The following is a 14,958-nucleotide window of genomic DNA, read 5'->3' as shown; positions in this document are numbered from 1 at the left end:
CACCTCGCCGACACCATCAAGCCAGAGGAATGCGCCAACTACTTCTCAAATGCGGGCTATGCTTCCGTCAAAACATGAAAGGCTCTAGCTCGCCAGAGGATCTGGAGACGGCGGCCGTAGCCGCCACCCCTTTTTTCCGTGTCAAGCCGCCGCCGGTCGGTTGATTGTCAGGAAGTGCCGGACGACGGGTTTCTCAGGACCGGCATGGTAAGCCAGAACCTTCCCCTGCAGATCGGCGTCGGCGTTCGAGACCCGCTTGTGCTGGCGAAGATGTTCAGCCCAGGATTCCACCATGAACCACTCGACGATCTTCTCAGGGTCCGCCGAGTCCTCAGTGACACCCCATCCGTAGGCACCGTCGCGGCGACGTTCCCTGGAAAGATGGTCGAGAGCGTGCAGGAAGGCTGTGCGGTGCTGCTTCTCGACCTTGTATTCGATCAGGATGAGAACTGGGCCACGATCATGGGCAACTGGCTCGGCAACGAGCGGCTCGGGCCAGTGGTTGGACGGCACAAGGTCGGCATCGCCTGCGGGAAGCTTCACGCGCTGCATGATGAACCCGGCGATGAGCAGGCCGGCCGCTCCAATGAGCAAGGTGGACTGGATGCCGACAGCTTCGCCGACTGCACCCCAGCCGAGACTTCCGGCAGTCATCGCACCGTTGAAGACGGTCAGATAGACGGCAAGACCACGACCACGCACCCAGTTCGGGAGAACGGCCTGCGCTGCCCCGTTGAGTGTAGTCAGGGCAGTGATCCATGCTCCCCCGAGGAAAAGAAGGACCACGATGGCAATGATCTTCGGCGGCGCAAGCGACAGGACTCCCATGACGGCTGCTGTGACAAGCGCGGCGCCGAGAAGCAGTCCGTCCGAGCTCAAGCGTTCACGCAGCTTCGGCATCACCAAGGCTCCCCCGATCGCACCAGCACCTACCGCACCAAGCAGGATGCCATAGAAGCTTGCATCACCACCGAGGAGTTGTCGGGCAACGAGCGGAAGAAGAGCCCAGACCGCGCTGGCGAAGGCAAAGAAGATCGCGGCCCGCAGAAGCACGACGTGCAGTGGCTCGCTCGAGCGGGTGTAGCGAAGTCCGGCCCGGAACGCACCGAAGAAGTTCTCCTGAAGCGCATCGTTGGAGTTCTTTGTCCGCGGCCACCAGACAAGAGCTGCGATCACGACGATATAGCTGGCCACGTCCGCGCCATAGGTGATCCCGGCTCCGAAGGCTGCGAGAAGCAGGCCACCCGCGGCAGGCCCGATGGAGCGGGCGATGTTGATGCCGAGCGAGTTGAGCGCCACCGCGCTCTTCACGTCCTCGCGCTTCACCAGTTCCGGCACAATTGCTTGCCATGTCGGTCCCATCAATGCCGCGCCAATGCCGCCGAAAAAGGTCAGGCCAATCAGCGCGCTGACCGAAAGCATGCCTGTCTGCGAGAGAACCATCAGCGCGATGCTGACAGAGGCGAGTAGCACCTGAATGGCGATCAGGAACTTGCGGCGATCGAGGATGTCGGTGAGAACGCCTGCGGGGATGCCAAGCAGGAAAATCGGCAGGGTTCCGGCAGCCTGGACCATGGCGACCGCGGCCGGCGATGCGGACAGATCCGTCATCAACCAGGAGCTTGCGACATCGCGCATGAAGCTTCCGGTGTTACCAATAACGGTGGCGATCCAGAGGACGGCGAACACGGGCTGTGCGAGGGGCGCGAAGGTTCCCCCGGATGATTTTGCGGCGCTCATTTGCCTGCTCCCTTGGCGAGGTCGAATGCTGTAACGAAGACGAATGCGCCTGCGAGGCCGAGGTGCTCGAAGAAGGCATTGGTGGCCATCATGCGGTCCATCCCAGGCGCCATCTCCCAGAAGCGAAGGGCGATGAAGGTTGCAAGTAGGGTGAAGCCTGAAAGCGCAAGCGCGCCCGCCCAGCGCAGGAAACCCGAGATCACCATCGCGGAGGCCGTCAGCTCGAATACGATCACGGCGATCGCGAAGAACGCGGCGGGATGCAGACCGAAATGATCCATCTCAGCCAGTGCACCGTTGAAGTCGAAGATCTTGGTGAGCGGACCCTGGATGTAGGCTGCGCAAAGAGCCAGCAGCGACGCCGTCCGCACCACAGGCGATTCGACGACGCCTGCCACGCGGCTCCGGATTGGATTGGATGATTGAGATTGGTAGGTCATGTCGGCTCCTGTATGTCCGCCGCGAGCGGCTGTGTTGCTTGGAGCGATATTGGCCGGTTATCGAATTGCCAGCAATTGCAGCAATAGTTTCGACTTAATTGCAAAAATAGCAATTATAGAGCGGCTCTCGGGTGGCAGTTGGCCACCCGAGCTGAATGTTCGTCAGACCGCCCAGCAGGAGCAGCCGAGAGCGCCGAAGAAGCCCTTGAGGTCGGCAATCGGGAGCTTGGATGTCCAGGCTCCGGCATGGTCGTGGCCGTGCACGCCGCAATTGCTCGCACATCCACATGTAGAGATAGCAGTGCGGCGCAGCGAACGAGCGCCTGCCCCTTCCGGTTCACCCCAAGCCGCGTAACCGCCGAACTTGCGGACAGGCGACCAGTCGGGCATCGCGGGCGGGATGTCGTTCTCGTCAAGCGCCTTGAAGTCACCCGCGCCATACACGATCTTGCCGCCGACCATTGTCAGTTCCGAAACAAGGAAGGAGATCTCGTCCTCGGCGCAGGAGAAGAAGTCCTTGTCCGGCACCACGAGATCGGCGAACTGACCCTTCTCGATGCGGCCCTTCTTGCCTTCCTCGTTGGAGAACCATGTGACCTTTTCGGTCCACATCCTGAGCGCCGTCTCGCGGTCGAGGCAATTGGCACGCGGATAGAGCTGCATGCCGCCGAGCGTCTTGCCAGTCACCATCCACGACAGCGAAACCCACGGATTATAGGAGGCGACGCGGGTGGCATCGGTCCCGGCCGAGACGTTCACGCCCTTGTCGAGCATCTTCCTGATCGGCGGTGTCGCTTCCGCCACGCCGTGCCCATAGCGCTCAACGAAGTATTCGCCCTGATATGCCATACGATGTTGTGTGGCGATACCACCGCCGAGCGCGGCGATACGGTCGATCGAGCGATACGAGATGGTTTCGGCATGGTCGAAGAACCAGTTTAGTCCCTCGAGTGGAATGTCCTTGTTGACCTTCTCGAACACGTCAAGGGCACGGGAGATCGTCTCGTCATAGGTGGCGTGCAGACGCCACGGCCAGCGATTTTCGGCCAGGACGCGGACGACCTCTTCCAGCTCTCCTTCCATTTCCGGAGCCATCTCCGGACGGGGCTGGCGGAAATCCTCGAAGTCGGCGGCCGAGAACACAAGCATCTCGCCCGCACCATTGTGCCGGAAGTAGTCGTTACCCTGCTTGTATTTGACCGACTGGGTCCAGTTCAGGAAGTCCTGCTTCTCTTCCTTCGGCTTCTGGGTGAAGAGATTGTAGGCCAGCCGCACCGTCATCTGGTTCTCGTCGGACAGCTTTTGGATGACCTCATAGTCGTCAGGATAGTTCTGGAAACCACCACCCGCGTCGATCACACCTGTCACGCCAAGTCGGTTCAACTCGCGCATGAAGTGGCGGGTAGAGTTGACCTGGTAGTCCAGCGGAAGCTTGGGCCCCTTGGCAAGCGTCGAATAGAGAATGCCTGCATTCGGCTTGGCCAGCAGCATACCGGTCGGATTGCCGTTGGCATCGCGTGTGATCTCGCCTCCGGGCGGGTTCGGGGTGTCACGGGTGTAGCCGACAGCGCGGAGAGCCGCACCGTTGAGCAGCGCACGATCATAGAGGTGCAGAAGGAACACGGGTGTGTCAGGCGCGACAGCGTTGATCTCGTCGAGAGTGGGCAGCCGCTTTTCGGCGAACTGATGTTCCGTGAACCCGCCGACGACGCGAACCCACTGCGGCGCGGGCGTGATCGCCACCTGGCGCTTCAGCATGTCCATCGCGTCGGCGAGCGAGCGCACGCCGTCCCAGCGCAGTTCCATGTTGTAGTTCAGGCCACCGCGAACAACATGGGTATGGTTGTCGATAAGGCCGGGGAGAACGCGCTTGCCCTTGAGGTCGATGATCTTAGTGCTGGAACCAGCGCGCGCCATGATCTCACTATCGGATCCGACTTCGAGGAAAAGCCCATCCTTAATGGCGATTGCCGTCGCATTCGGATTGGTCCGGTCAAGGGTCGTCACGCGGCCATTGTGGAGGATCAGGTCGGGATGCATGGTATCTACTCCGGTCTGTCTGGGATCGGCAGCTTTCGCTGGTGAGAAGAGGTTCGAGAAGGCCAAGCTCGATGCACCTCCGAGAAAGGATCGACGCGTGGTCATCAGCCCCGCTCCTCTACACTCGCCTTTGCCTTATGAGCAATGTTGATGCGGTCGCCGCCCCTCGGCAGGTGACCGAAGATGTGCGGCTTGATCTGATGAACCCATGAGATCGCCGCCGGCTCGTTTCTCCAAAGCGTCTTCGCGAACGGAATAATTTGTTCGCCGACAAGGATTCCGAGAAGGCCGATCAGGGCAATGACAGGGGGTGCTGGTGATCGGACGTTGAGAAGGCTATAGACGGTCCCGACGAGCAGGCCAGCGCCAAGCGACATTAGATAGATTTTCATGAGATGTTCTCCGATTGCGGAAAGGACCGCTCCGATGGGGTGATCGGAGCGGTCTGATCAGACTGTTACTTTGCGGGATTCGGACCGATGCGCTTGCCGTGCTTGACGCGTTCTTCTGCGCCATGAACCATCGTGTAGGCGTAGTCGATGCCCATTCCGTACGCGCCCGAATGCTCCTTAACGAGGGCTGTGACCGCATCGTAGGTCTCCTTGCGGGCCCAGTCGCGCTGCCACTCGAGCAGGACCTGCTGCCAGGTGACCGGAATCACGCCGGCCTGCACCATCCGGTCCATCGCGTATTTGTGCGCGTCGGCTGAAGTGCCGCCGGAAGCATCCGCAACCATGTAGATCTCGTATTCCGGGACATCATGGAGGGCCGAAAGCGCGAACGTCGTGTTGCAGACTTCGGTCCACAGACCGGAGACGACGATCTTCTTGCGGCCCTCGGCGGCATTCTTCGCCAGCGCGTCGCGGACGTTCTGGTCGTCCCAGGAGTTCATCGAGGTGCGTTCGAGAAGGTCGTTCTCCGGGAAGACAGCAAGCAGTTCCGGATACGTGTTACCCGAGAAGGATTGTGTCTCGACTGTGGTGATCGTGGTCGGGATGTTGAAGATCTTGGCGGCCTTGGCAAGCCCGACGACATTGTTCTTCAGCGTCTGACGATCGATCGACTGGACCCCGAACGCCATCTGCGGCTGCTGGTCGATGAAGATGAGCTGGCTGTTTGCCGGGGTCAGGACTTCGAGCTTGGACATGGTCACTTCCTCTTCGGTTGTTTGGACCGCCTGTTGCGGTGTTATAATGGGCAGCAGCAATTGATCGGACGCGGGTGCGACGCTCGTTCGGAGAACCTGTTCCTGGATCCGTCTCGGAGCCGCTCACTCGTTGTCTTGGCTGCTGAAAACAAACTTATCGCACGGCTGATGCCCACGGAATTGCAATAAGACTTTCCATTGAATTGCTGTATCTGCAACAATCGTTAGACCGCAAGCGCGGCCGAAATGGAAAGCGCCGCGGCCCTTTCGGACGCGGCGCTCTTATCGTGGCTTTGACGGGAGATTGCTGCTCACGACGCCAATGGCACGAGGTTGGCCTGAATCTCGGTGCGGTAGTTCTCGTATCGGCTTGGGAGCTTGAGAGCCTCCCCAAGATGCGCCGTATCCTCGTCCCGGTTGAAGCCGGGCTCGCTCGTCGCGACCTCGAACAGCACCCCGCCAGGCGTGCGGAAGTAGATCGCCCAGAAATAGTCGCGGTCGATGACGGGCGTCACCTGATAGCCGGTATCCATCAGAGCTTTGCGCACTTCGAGCTGCTTCTCGCGGTTTTCGACGGCGAACGCGATGTGGTGCACCGAACCTGCGCCTTGGCGCGCAAAAGGCGTCTTCGGCAACGCTGCCAGATCGATCGTGTCGGCTCCATTGCCGTCGGGGATAATGAATCGGGTCACGTCGCCCTCTTTGTCAGCGCGCTGGTAGCCCATGAAGCCGAGCAGCTCTTCGGTCGCAGCGGTGTCGTGCAGACTGAATCTTGCGCCGGCGAAACCGCGAATTGCCGCATCGTCGGGAATTCCATTGGCAACCCAGGGTGCCCGCTTGTCGTCGGAGGATTCAATGAGAGCAAGGACGTCGCCGTCTGGCCCCATGAAGCGAAGCCGATTGGCGCCAAACACGGTGTCGAGTTCCAGTCCGTCCACGCCCTGCGCGGTGAAGCGGTCCTGCCAGAATTTCAGCGAACCCTTCGGCACGGAGAACTGTGTCTCGCCAACTTCGCCAACACCGGGGCGGCCGAGCATCATGTTCGGAAACGGGAAGTAGGTCATCACTGTCCCGGCCGAACCCGTCTCGTCACCGTAGTAGAGGTGATAGACGCTGGGGTCATCGAAGTTGACCGTTTGCTTAACGCGACGAAGACCCAGAGTGTTGGTGAAGAAGCGGTTGTTCTGCCGCGCGTCCGATGCCATCGAAGTGACGTGGTGCAGTCCCTTGATGTCCTTGATCATGCCGATGCCTTTCAGTGGGCGTTGAAACTGTTGATTTCAAAACTAAGCCCGTTGATCGCCATCCGGTATTGCAATATTCCTCTCGATTGAATTGCAGTTTATGAAACAATGAGATGAACGACTACAAAGCTCTCCGAACCTTTCTGCTCGCTGCCGAAAAACGAAATTTCGCCCAGGTCGCCCGCGAGTTGGACATGACGCCGGCAGCCGTCACACGCGCGATCGCAGCACTCGAGGCGGAACTTGGCGTGCAGCTTTTCGTGCGCACGACAAGGCAAGTCTCGCTGACGACTGACGGCGCAATCTTCGCCGCGCAGATCCAGCCAGCGGTGAAGACGCTGGAAGAAGCGCGCCGCGAAGTTATGAATGCACACAAGGCTGACGAAGGGCGGCTGCGGATCAGCGCGCCGACGTGGTTCGGCAAGACCGTGCTTCCGCCGATCCTGTCAGGTTTCAAGGAACGCTATCCGAAGATGAGCTTTGAGATCTCCTTGTCCGACGGTTTAGTGAATATCGTCGATGACGATTACGATCTGGCGATCCGGATCTCATCACAGCCTTCGGACAAATACACGATCTGGAGAAAAATCAGGGTAGTGCCGCGTATCCTGGTCGCGGCCCCGGGGAGCCGTTTCGCCGAGATGCAACATCCCAACGAACTAAAGCCAGACGACTGCCTCGCCTATAGCGGCGAAAGCCGGCGCGAGAACTGGCTATTGTCCGACGGTGGCTCAAGTATCACGATCTCGGCAGGTCGGGCCTTCAGCGCCAACAGTGGCGAGGTACTGGCGGACATGGCCGCCGACGGTGCAGGTGTCGCACTGCTCCCAGGATTCAACATCGCCGATCACATCAGGAGCGGTCGTCTCGTCCACGTCTTCAAGGGATGGGCGCCGCCTGACCTGTGGCTGACGCTGTTTTACCCGCCGTACCAAGCCCTTCCACCACGCATCGCTTCATTCTCGAAATTCTTCGAAGAGCAAGTCGCGGCGCAGATGGTCATGCTGGATTGACGTACACCGCCACGCATCATCACGGATCCTCAGGAGACTTACACCTTCCTCAGATCGAGCCGTCCTGTGAAAGCGCCCTTAGTCTTGCGGCGACGATTTGCTGTAGCTGCCACAGGTTTCGATCGAAGATGTTCCGGTCTGCCAGATTCAAGACCGTCCGATGCAGGTATTCCGCGCAGGATCCCGCCGGTCCGCATGCCTGAGCGATCAACACTGCGGCGTCATCGAGCGGTATCTTCTCCGTGAGCCGTGATCGCTTCGTGCTCGCCCAAAATGTGAGGGCGCGGCGTCTACCCGTCGGTGTCTCGACCGAAACCCATCGCACCATGTCGCACACCTCGGCATATCGGATTTCGCGAGCCAGAAGCGTACGCAGATCCTGCCTTTTCGTGGCGCAGGGGAGCTTCAGGACGAGGCCAGAGCAACTCCCTCCCGGCCGAAGCGCCAGCATCAGACCCGGCGCATCGGAGGTGGCCCTTAGCCGTTCTATCCTCAACGAGAACGCACGATGCCACCCGTAGGCAATGGCTTCTTCACTTGTCGCTGCTTCGAAGCCCGGGTTCCACATCAAAGACCCATAAGCGAACACCCATATCTCCTCGTCACCAGCCTCCCGCTCTACTCTGCTGACGAGTTCATCGAGTCGCTGACCCGAGATTGGAGTCCAGTTAGGCTCTGGGCCCTCGTCCTCGACCGGCTTGAAGGTTTTGGCTACGAGGTCCGGGGTCAGTTGCATGGCAACAGGTACCGGTGTCTTGGCGGCGCTTGTTTTTCGCATGTGGCAATTATTTCAACGAGATAAACGCCGAAGGACCATCGCATCCGGCAGTTCTTGGGGGTCGCCTGATCATTTAACGGGGACTGTTTCTATCGAAGAGGGTAGCGCGCCGATCGCCTGTGGATCTTCGTGAGGCGACGGGTGCGTGGGAGGCCGCACCCGTCGCCAGGACCGATCAGGCCTGGACAAAGGCCAGCAGGTCGGCATTCAGCACGTCGGCATTCACGGTCAGCATGCCATGCGAAAACCCCGGGTAGGTCTTCAGCGAACCTTTCTTCAGAAGCTTCATCGACTTCAGCGCAGAGTCCGCAATCGGAACGATTTGGTCGTCTTCCCCATGCAAGACGAGCGTCGGAACGGTGATTGCCTTCAGGTCATCCGTCTGGTCGGTTTCGGAGAAGGCCCTGATGCCATCGTAATGGGCCTTGGCGCCGCCCATCATGCCCTGACGCCACCAGTTCTGGATCACGCCTTCCTGCACCTTGGCGCCTTCGCGGTTGAAGCCGTAGAACGGCCCGGTCGGAACGTCGCGAAAGAACTGCGCGCGGTTGGCGGCAAGTGCCGAGCGGAAACCGTCGAACACTTCCATCGGCAGGCCTTCGGGATTGGCCTCTGTCTTGAGCATGAGCGGCGGCACGGCCGAAACGAGAACCGCCTTGGCGACGCGGCCGGCAGGTTCGCCGTGCTTGGCCACATAACGGGCGACCTCGCCGCCACCGGTGGAATGACCGATATGGACGACATTCTTCAGGTCGAGCGCCTCGACGACGGCAAAGGCATCGGCTGCGTAATGGTCCATATCGTGACCGTCGGCCACCTGGGCGGATCGGCCATGGCCACGCCGGTCATGGGCGACGACGCGAAAACCTTTCGACAGGAAAAACAGCATCTGCGCATCCCAGTCGTCGGACGACAGCGGCCATCCATGGTGGAACATGATCGGCTGGGCATCCTTAGAGCCCCAATCCTTGTAGAAGATTTCGACTCCGTCTTTGGTGGTTACATATGGCATGTTCTTGGATCCTTCGATTGGGTTGATGATGGGAGCCGCATTGTCTGCGAAACTGAGAGAGTGTGAACTTGCCATGGCTGCTGCAGCGGCGCCTATGGACAACAGCGCGTCTCGGCGGGTCATGGAATGGCGAGGTTGGGTCATCTTCGTCCTGCGATTTCGTTATTGAAAACTTCAGCTGACTTGTGTTCGTCTGACAGGGGTAATATTGCCGTCATATCCTCACATCCACAATTACGGGAATAATTGCGAGTTTATTGCGTCGCGTGAAATAATGGGAAGTCTGGCCCGGGCCTGACGTGCTCCCGTCGTGAGGCCCTCTGTTTTTCCTGAAGCAGGCGGCGGACGGCAAGATGAGCCCGGTGCCAAAAGTGTCGCCGGGGCTGATCGGCGAGGACGTGAAGACGCTCGCCGCCGACAGCGTCATTCAGGCCATGCAGAAATTCATGACCCCTGTCACGCCGCTGCAATAACCTATCTTCTTGATCTGCACCGCCGCATCGGGCCGATCTGCGCCTACTTCGATGAGCTTTACAAGGTTTGAAAAAGCACTGAGACAGCCAGGCTTGCGAGGAGCTTATCGATCCGAACGAGCTGCGCTCACTTCCGATCGAACGAATCGCAGCCTGCCGTCAGGCACGAACGCGTTCATGTCCTAGCGATCGGATTGCTGAATGGGCCTCAGTGCATTCTAGGAGATCTCCGCCCTCGCGGAGCCGATGTGACAGCGATCGGCTCAATCCAAGCCTTCGCAACCTGGCGCGACCCGCGTTTGACAGTGTCGATCAACGGTTGCCAAGCCAGGCCCGAAACTCCCGATAATTCTCAGTGCAAAAGCAGGAGATGCACTAAGAAAATTCGAACATGCAACTTGGCAACCGAGATCGTCGCTCTTTCCCGATTGGATCAGCTCGCCCGGGAGACGCCGGCCCGACTCGAAGCCTCGCTGCCCGAGAAGATGATGACGGCGAACATCAGCACGCCGGCGAAGGCGATGAGCGAGGAAATGGCGACAATCGGTTCCATTGCCATGTTTCCGGAAAGCAGCAGATAGAGGGACGGGATCAGCACCGCGACACCGAAGGTATAGACGACGTACTGGATCATCGCCAGGCGCTTCTCGGCCTTGTGTGGATTGAGCGCGTGGTAAACGCCGAAGAGCGCCATGGTGACCCAGCCGAGCAGATTGGCGTGGGCATGGGCCCCGGTCGGTGCGTGGTTACCTGAAATCGACATGTGAAGGCCGACCGAGATACCGGCGATCAGGAAAATGATGGCGGTCTTGAAGTAAAGATTTGCGATGCGTGGCATTGGTTTTCCCCTCTGTAGCCGACGAAACTTAGCATGTTTTCAAGCTTCTGAGAAAGAGCGCATCAGAGGATCTTTGGAGCGCCAGCCCTGTCGTCGATATCAGAATGGAAATATTGCCGGGAAGCCAGGCGACACTAGAACAACATTGCGGGGCGAGCAGGTTAATCCTGATGGCAGTGTCAGTGGGAACTTGTTACAACGGCTTGCCGCAGGCACGCTCCGCCTAGAACAGGTTGGTCGAACTAAGCCACAAGCGTCGCGGAACCGAGAACCAACCGCGGGCGTTTGTTGGATCATGTTGAAGCAGCAGGTATTTCGCCCCCGGGTCGGAACGATTCACCAGATTGACAAGCACCAGGTGCATGTTCTGGAGAGCGGCGACTTGAACGCCAGGCCGATCGTTGTCCTCCATGGCTGTGGGAGCCTGGCTGAAGAGGTTCTGCTTCCGTTTGCTCAGAGCCCGTTCCGAATGGTAGCCCCGGATCGCCCGGGCTACGGTTTCAGCAGCCCTCTTCCTCTCGCTGAACGAGGACCGATAGGCCAATCCTTTTGGCTTGAGCGCCTGATCGATGCAATGGACCTGCATTGCGTCTCGATCGTAGCCCACTCCATCGGCAGCGCGCCGGCACTTCAGTTGGCTGCGCGCCGGCCGGAGCTGGTGAACGGATTGCTTCTGATTTCGCCGTGCTGCAGGCCCGTCCCACCGAAACCGCTGCCCATCCTCCGGGCATCCGTCGCCCCGGTGGTGGGCTCATTGATCCGCCAGCACATAATCAGCCGATGGGCAGCGTTTTTTCTTGAGCGTGGTCTGCGATCGTCGTCCTTTCCAAACCCTTTGCCTCCCCACCTGTCGGTATTGCCCGCCGCTCATATGGTTAATCCGGGCGCAATTGAAACAATGGCTAACGAGCTGCGGGCCTTCAACAAAGACATGGAACTTCAGCCGAAGCTGCCCGGCAATCTTCCATTACACGTCCTGTTCGGTTCGGAGGACCGCATAGTTCAGCCGGCCTGGCATATCAATGGGCTTCGGCAGAAGCATCCGAGGCCGACGCTCAGGGTGATCGAGGGCGTCGGCCACCTTCCACATCATGTTGTGCCAGCCGTAGCCCGACAGATGCTGAGCGACCTTGCGAGGGAGCAAGCACAGCAACCGTCTGAGCGGAATTTGGCTGGTGTCGCGTGGGCGGGCTCACCTACCCCTCGCCTGAACTCTCGAGTAGGCAGAATAGGGTGATCTGGCCGCGAAGGGGCGCCGATCTCCGCGAATGAACCCCGACTGAATGGTGTCTTCAGCTTCCGTTCCGAAGAGAGCGTCTAGAAGAAAGACGTTCAACCGCGGTCTTATCCGCCTGAGGAGACATATTCATGATCCGCACGTCTATCATTGCAACCGCACTCGTCGCTCTCGTCGGCATTGCCGCCGCAGCCCCCGCCATGGCCAATGATGTTCGTATGGAACAATATGGCTGGTCGAACTCTGCCGGTGGGGCACAGGAAGGATACGGAAACCGGATCAGAACCTATCAGAACGGTGGCTACAACCGGATTCTCGGCCGTCAATATGGTCATCATAATCTTTCAGCTGTCGGTCAGGAAGGCAATGACAACTATGGCGCCACCTATCAGCGCGGCAACCGCAACGTAGCGGGCATTGGCCAATTCGGCTCCAGCCACACGACCATTCTTACTCAGGACGGTAATGGCAACATCGCGGCCGGCGTTCAAGTCGGCCATGGCTGCAGCGCGAATGTCAGCCAGGGCGGCAACGGCAATGTCGCGGCCTTCGTCCAGGCCTGCCCTTAGGCGCCTGCACGTGACGTAAAAGAGGTCAAGATCGCAACAGCAGACCATCAGGGGAAAACGACCATGCCAAATAGCATCAAACATCCGCACCGCGTGATGACGATTCTCGCGCTGGTCCTGCTTCCCGTCGGCGCGGTTTCCGCCATGACGAAAGCCAACCAATCTGACCGGGTGCAGCTTTGCGAAATCAAAGCAACCCCTGGGGCAGGTATGGTGAGACTGGACGCGCTCGTCCACGCCGACATGCATGTCGGCGGGACTTACACCTTCCATGTCGAAAAAGTGGGAGGCGGCGGAAGCTCCACGATCAACCAGAGTGGCGATTTTGATGCAGTCGAGGGACATGCGGCAATCCTTGGTTCGGTCTCGCTCGACTCGAAAGGAGCCAAATACAAAGCCACGCTGGACGTCGTCGTCGGGGATGAGAGTTTCAGCTGCGTGAAGCAGATCGGCGGCAACTAATCGGCCTCCACATTCTCCAGTTTTCCTAAAGGGCGCCGTTTCCGGCGTCCTTTTGCTTCTACCGGGCCGAAGCGACTGAACGACAACTGAACGGGCGATTCCGACTGGGTTCAGCTGCAAGATGTGAAAGTTGATCATCGGCTGAGGCAGCCGCAAATGGAGATCAGAATGACCCGCAACCTGTTTAAGATCCTTGCCGTCACCCTTCTTGCTGGGAACCTCGGCCAAGTAGCCTTGTCTGCGCCAGCCTATGCCGGCGGCCGGATCTCATTCAACCTCGCACCGGACAATGCGCGGGATGCCGGACTTTTTTCAACCGGGTTGCGCGTCTATTCGCTCTACCGCGGTCTGAAAGACGCTGACATCAGGCAGCTGGGTCGGGGTAACGCGGCTGGTATCGCTCAGGCTGGCCGCGGCAACCTCGGCTTTGTCAGGCAACGGGGCAATGGTCATTCCGCGACGTTGCGGCAGAACGGCAACAACAATGCCTATGGCATTTTCCAGTATGGGCGAAATACTGAAACCGACGTGGTGCAAGATGGGGATAACGGCAGTGGCGCTACCTTCAGCTATGGCTGGTAAGGCAGTTCACAAGCCGGGCAGTGGCTCTGCGGTTGCTCGCGTCCACATTTTAAAGCGAATACCCCCACATTGACGCACCAATGTGACACCATTTGCTGAACGCACTGGCTATAGATCGGGAAATTTCCCGCCTAGTTAGTGCTGACCTGGAAGAGGCGGAAATTTCCTTCTTCATCGCCCCAACGATAAGCGTCGTCAGGGCGGCCGCTGCAGGTGCTAGTAGCCGAAGTGCCGACGGCGTGCTATGCTGCGGGAAATCTCCAAGGTGAAGCCATGCGCCGGTTCCTTACATCGGTAGCGTTGTTTTTGTCTGCGACAGTGGCGGCCGCGGATGATCCCTTGTTCGACGCCGTTTCAGCGGGCAACACCGCCGCCGTGGAACAGCTTCTGGCTTCGGGGGCCGATGTCAACCGCCGCACTCGGGACCAGGCGACCCCGCTCATCACCGCCGCCCTTAAAAATCAGCTTGCCGTCGCCGAGTTGTTGATAGGCAGGAATGCCGACGTTATGGCGAGGAATTCAGGCGGCTTCACACCCCTTCACGCCGCGGCATTTTCCGGTAACGTACCGATTACCAAGCTGCTTCTGGAGCGCGGAGCAATTCTCGACGATGCATCCAACAAGGCGGGCGTTACGCCGCTCATGGTTGCGGGCGAAGAGAACCACGTCCTCCTCGCAGAATTTTTGCTCGACCAGGGGGCTGACGTCACCCACGCCGAGGTTCACGGCTACGCGCCGATAACGAGGGCCATGTGGAAAGGCAATTTCGATATCGTGCGCCTCTTCAAGCGCCATGGCGTGGCATGTCCTCCGGCCAGCGTCCTGGGTGAGGGAAATTACGCTAAATGCGTGGAAATCCACGAATAACAGGAGGCGAAGATGCACGTTGGATACGGGAAATACTGCATTGGTCGCTGTTTGGTAACGATCGGTCTGGCTGTCGCAGGCACTGTCGGTGGATCGCCGGCCATAGCCGACGATTCGGTAAATACGGGCTACTTCGGCGGTGTCGCCATCATGGGGTACGATACCGTCGCCTACTTTACCGAAGGCAAAGCGACGAAAGGCTCGGAAAAAATCTCCTACGAATGGATGGGAACGCCATGGCATTTCGCCAATGCCAAACATCGGGAGATGTTCATGAGCGAACCGCTTAAATACGCGCCCCAGTACGGCGGCTACTGCACGGGCGAGGTGAGTGGCGGGTCCGTCACGGTCAACATCGATCCGGAAGCCTTCAAGATTGTCGAAGGCAAGCTTTACCTGATGTATGACAAGGCTGATGCGGAGGACTTTGCCGCGCATCCGGCGGACACTGTGGCCCGGGCCGACGCCAAATGGCCGAAGGTCGCGGCCGATCTCGAACGGGATCAGTATCACTGA

General features: G+C 59.2%; 16 protein-coding genes. 7 read left to right on the top strand and 9 right to left on the bottom strand.

What is annotated here, in order from left to right:
* Window positions 1-141: 141 nt before the first annotated feature.
* The 6 genes from ACQ7C1_RS22540 to ACQ7C1_RS22515 all read right to left on the bottom strand — a co-directional run bounded on the left by ACQ7C1_RS22540 (window position 142) and on the right by ACQ7C1_RS22515 (window position 6,611).
* Window positions 142-1,740, bottom strand: coding sequence for an MFS transporter (locus tag ACQ7C1_RS22540; RefSeq protein ID WP_221113696.1), 1,599 nt, complete (start codon window positions 1,738-1,740; stop codon window positions 142-144).
* The gene (locus tag ACQ7C1_RS22535) at window positions 1,737-2,180 is read right to left on the bottom strand and encodes a DoxX family protein (RefSeq protein ID WP_183705585.1); all 444 of its coding nucleotides are present in this window, start codon (window positions 2,178-2,180) and stop codon (window positions 1,737-1,739) included. Before ACQ7C1_RS22535 ends, ACQ7C1_RS22540 begins: the two co-directional genes overlap by 4 nt.
* Before the next feature lie 162 nt (window positions 2,181-2,342).
* Window positions 2,343-4,325 carry an amidohydrolase family protein gene (locus tag ACQ7C1_RS22530; RefSeq protein ID WP_430959836.1) on the bottom strand — a complete coding sequence of 661 codons (1,983 nt, stop codon included), beginning with the start codon at window positions 4,323-4,325 and terminating at the stop codon, window positions 2,343-2,345.
* Entirely contained in the window at window positions 4,325-4,612 is a 288-nt protein-coding gene (locus ACQ7C1_RS22525; RefSeq protein WP_097600130.1) for a XapX domain-containing protein, read from the bottom strand. Before ACQ7C1_RS22525 ends, ACQ7C1_RS22530 begins: the two co-directional genes overlap by 1 nt.
* A 65-nt stretch (window positions 4,613-4,677) precedes the next feature.
* A complete protein-coding gene (locus tag ACQ7C1_RS22520; protein ID WP_097600131.1) occupies window positions 4,678-5,367 on the bottom strand; it encodes a hydrolase in 690 nt (229 codons plus the stop codon).
* 311 nt (window positions 5,368-5,678) lie between these two features.
* Complete coding sequence (locus tag ACQ7C1_RS22515) at window positions 5,679-6,611, bottom strand: VOC family protein (protein WP_221113695.1); 933 nt, start codon at window positions 6,609-6,611, stop codon at window positions 5,679-5,681.
* 113 nt (window positions 6,612-6,724) lie between these two features.
* Between ACQ7C1_RS22515 and ACQ7C1_RS22510 the strand changes: the two genes are divergently transcribed.
* Window positions 6,725-7,624, top strand: a complete 900-nt coding sequence (locus ACQ7C1_RS22510; protein WP_221128193.1) for a LysR family transcriptional regulator — start codon at window positions 6,725-6,727, stop codon at window positions 7,622-7,624.
* Between the two features lie 49 nt (window positions 7,625-7,673).
* On the opposite strand, the gene ACQ7C1_RS22505 is transcribed toward ACQ7C1_RS22510, so the two are convergent.
* The 3 genes from ACQ7C1_RS22505 to ACQ7C1_RS22495 all read right to left on the bottom strand — a co-directional run bounded on the left by ACQ7C1_RS22505 (window position 7,674) and on the right by ACQ7C1_RS22495 (window position 10,725).
* Window positions 7,674-8,402, bottom strand: a complete 729-nt coding sequence (locus tag ACQ7C1_RS22505) for a gamma-glutamylcyclotransferase (RefSeq protein ID WP_430959835.1) — start codon at window positions 8,400-8,402, stop codon at window positions 7,674-7,676.
* Between the two features lie 175 nt (window positions 8,403-8,577).
* Entirely contained in the window at window positions 8,578-9,414 is an 837-nt protein-coding gene (locus ACQ7C1_RS22500; protein ID WP_430959834.1) for an alpha/beta fold hydrolase, read from the bottom strand.
* Window positions 9,415-10,320: 906 nt separating this feature from the next.
* Entirely contained in the window at window positions 10,321-10,725 is a 405-nt protein-coding gene (locus tag ACQ7C1_RS22495) for a hypothetical protein (protein WP_085781361.1), read from the bottom strand.
* Here ACQ7C1_RS22495 and ACQ7C1_RS22490 point away from each other — a divergent pair.
* From ACQ7C1_RS22490 to ACQ7C1_RS22465, 6 genes are all read left to right on the top strand, one after another.
* A complete protein-coding gene (locus ACQ7C1_RS22490) occupies window positions 10,715-11,962 on the top strand; it encodes an alpha/beta fold hydrolase (RefSeq protein ID WP_430959833.1) in 1,248 nt (415 codons plus the stop codon). The genes ACQ7C1_RS22495 and ACQ7C1_RS22490 overlap by 11 nt on opposite strands.
* A 131-nt stretch (window positions 11,963-12,093) precedes the next feature.
* A complete protein-coding gene (locus tag ACQ7C1_RS22485; RefSeq protein ID WP_430959832.1) occupies window positions 12,094-12,531 on the top strand; it encodes a curlin in 438 nt (145 codons plus the stop codon).
* Between the two features lie 63 nt (window positions 12,532-12,594).
* Window positions 12,595-12,993: a curli-like amyloid fiber formation chaperone CsgH gene (csgH, locus tag ACQ7C1_RS22480; RefSeq protein WP_430959831.1), complete on the top strand. Its 399-nt coding sequence runs from the start codon at window positions 12,595-12,597 to the stop codon at window positions 12,991-12,993.
* A gap of 168 nt (window positions 12,994-13,161) precedes the next feature.
* Window positions 13,162-13,575 carry a curlin gene (locus tag ACQ7C1_RS22475; RefSeq protein ID WP_176536326.1) on the top strand — a complete coding sequence of 138 codons (414 nt, stop codon included), beginning with the start codon at window positions 13,162-13,164 and terminating at the stop codon, window positions 13,573-13,575.
* Between the two features lie 273 nt (window positions 13,576-13,848).
* A complete protein-coding gene (locus ACQ7C1_RS22470; protein ID WP_221164078.1) occupies window positions 13,849-14,442 on the top strand; it encodes an ankyrin repeat domain-containing protein in 594 nt (197 codons plus the stop codon).
* Between the two features lie 12 nt (window positions 14,443-14,454).
* Complete coding sequence (locus ACQ7C1_RS22465; RefSeq protein ID WP_097600140.1) at window positions 14,455-14,958, top strand: YHS domain-containing (seleno)protein; 504 nt, start codon at window positions 14,455-14,457, stop codon at window positions 14,956-14,958.

The organism is Rhizobium sp. Nf11,1 (genome assembly GCF_050587665.1).
In the GTDB taxonomy this organism is placed as follows: Bacteria; Pseudomonadota; Alphaproteobacteria; order Rhizobiales; family Rhizobiaceae; genus Rhizobium.
This window is presented reverse-complemented; position numbering and strand designations above follow the sequence as displayed.

Excerpts from the sequence above, each read along its gene's own strand:
- ACQ7C1_RS22505 (WP_430959835.1), bottom strand. The coding sequence starts at position 8,402 with ATGCGAAAAACAAGCGCCGCCAAGACACCGGTACCTGTTGCCATGCAA.
- ACQ7C1_RS22540 (WP_221113696.1), bottom strand. The coding sequence starts at position 1,740 with ATGAGCGCCGCAAAATCATCCGGGGGAACCTTCGCGCCCCTCGCACAG.
- ACQ7C1_RS22500 (WP_430959834.1), bottom strand. The coding sequence starts at position 9,414 with ATGCCATATGTAACCACCAAAGACGGAGTCGAAATCTTCTACAAGGAT.
- ACQ7C1_RS22475 (WP_176536326.1), top strand. The coding sequence starts at position 13,162 with ATGACCCGCAACCTGTTTAAGATCCTTGCCGTCACCCTTCTTGCTGGG.
- ACQ7C1_RS22465 (WP_097600140.1), top strand. The coding sequence starts at position 14,455 with ATGCACGTTGGATACGGGAAATACTGCATTGGTCGCTGTTTGGTAACG.
- ACQ7C1_RS22485 (WP_430959832.1), top strand. The coding sequence starts at position 12,094 with ATGATCCGCACGTCTATCATTGCAACCGCACTCGTCGCTCTCGTCGGC.
- ACQ7C1_RS22495 (WP_085781361.1), bottom strand. The coding sequence starts at position 10,725 with ATGCCACGCATCGCAAATCTTTACTTCAAGACCGCCATCATTTTCCTG.
- ACQ7C1_RS22535 (WP_183705585.1), bottom strand. The coding sequence starts at position 2,180 with ATGACCTACCAATCTCAATCATCCAATCCAATCCGGAGCCGCGTGGCA.
- ACQ7C1_RS22515 (WP_221113695.1), bottom strand. The coding sequence starts at position 6,611 with ATGATCAAGGACATCAAGGGACTGCACCACGTCACTTCGATGGCATCG.
- ACQ7C1_RS22490 (WP_430959833.1), top strand. The coding sequence starts at position 10,715 with ATGCGTGGCATTGGTTTTCCCCTCTGTAGCCGACGAAACTTAGCATGT.
- ACQ7C1_RS22520 (WP_097600131.1), bottom strand. The coding sequence starts at position 5,367 with ATGTCCAAGCTCGAAGTCCTGACCCCGGCAAACAGCCAGCTCATCTTC.
- ACQ7C1_RS22510 (WP_221128193.1), top strand. The coding sequence starts at position 6,725 with ATGAACGACTACAAAGCTCTCCGAACCTTTCTGCTCGCTGCCGAAAAA.
- ACQ7C1_RS22470 (WP_221164078.1), top strand. The coding sequence starts at position 13,849 with ATGCGCCGGTTCCTTACATCGGTAGCGTTGTTTTTGTCTGCGACAGTG.
- ACQ7C1_RS22525 (WP_097600130.1), bottom strand. The coding sequence starts at position 4,612 with ATGAAAATCTATCTAATGTCGCTTGGCGCTGGCCTGCTCGTCGGGACC.
- ACQ7C1_RS22530 (WP_430959836.1), bottom strand. The coding sequence starts at position 4,325 with ATGACCACGCGTCGATCCTTTCTCGGAGGTGCATCGAGCTTGGCCTTC.
- csgH (WP_430959831.1), top strand. The coding sequence starts at position 12,595 with ATGCCAAATAGCATCAAACATCCGCACCGCGTGATGACGATTCTCGCG.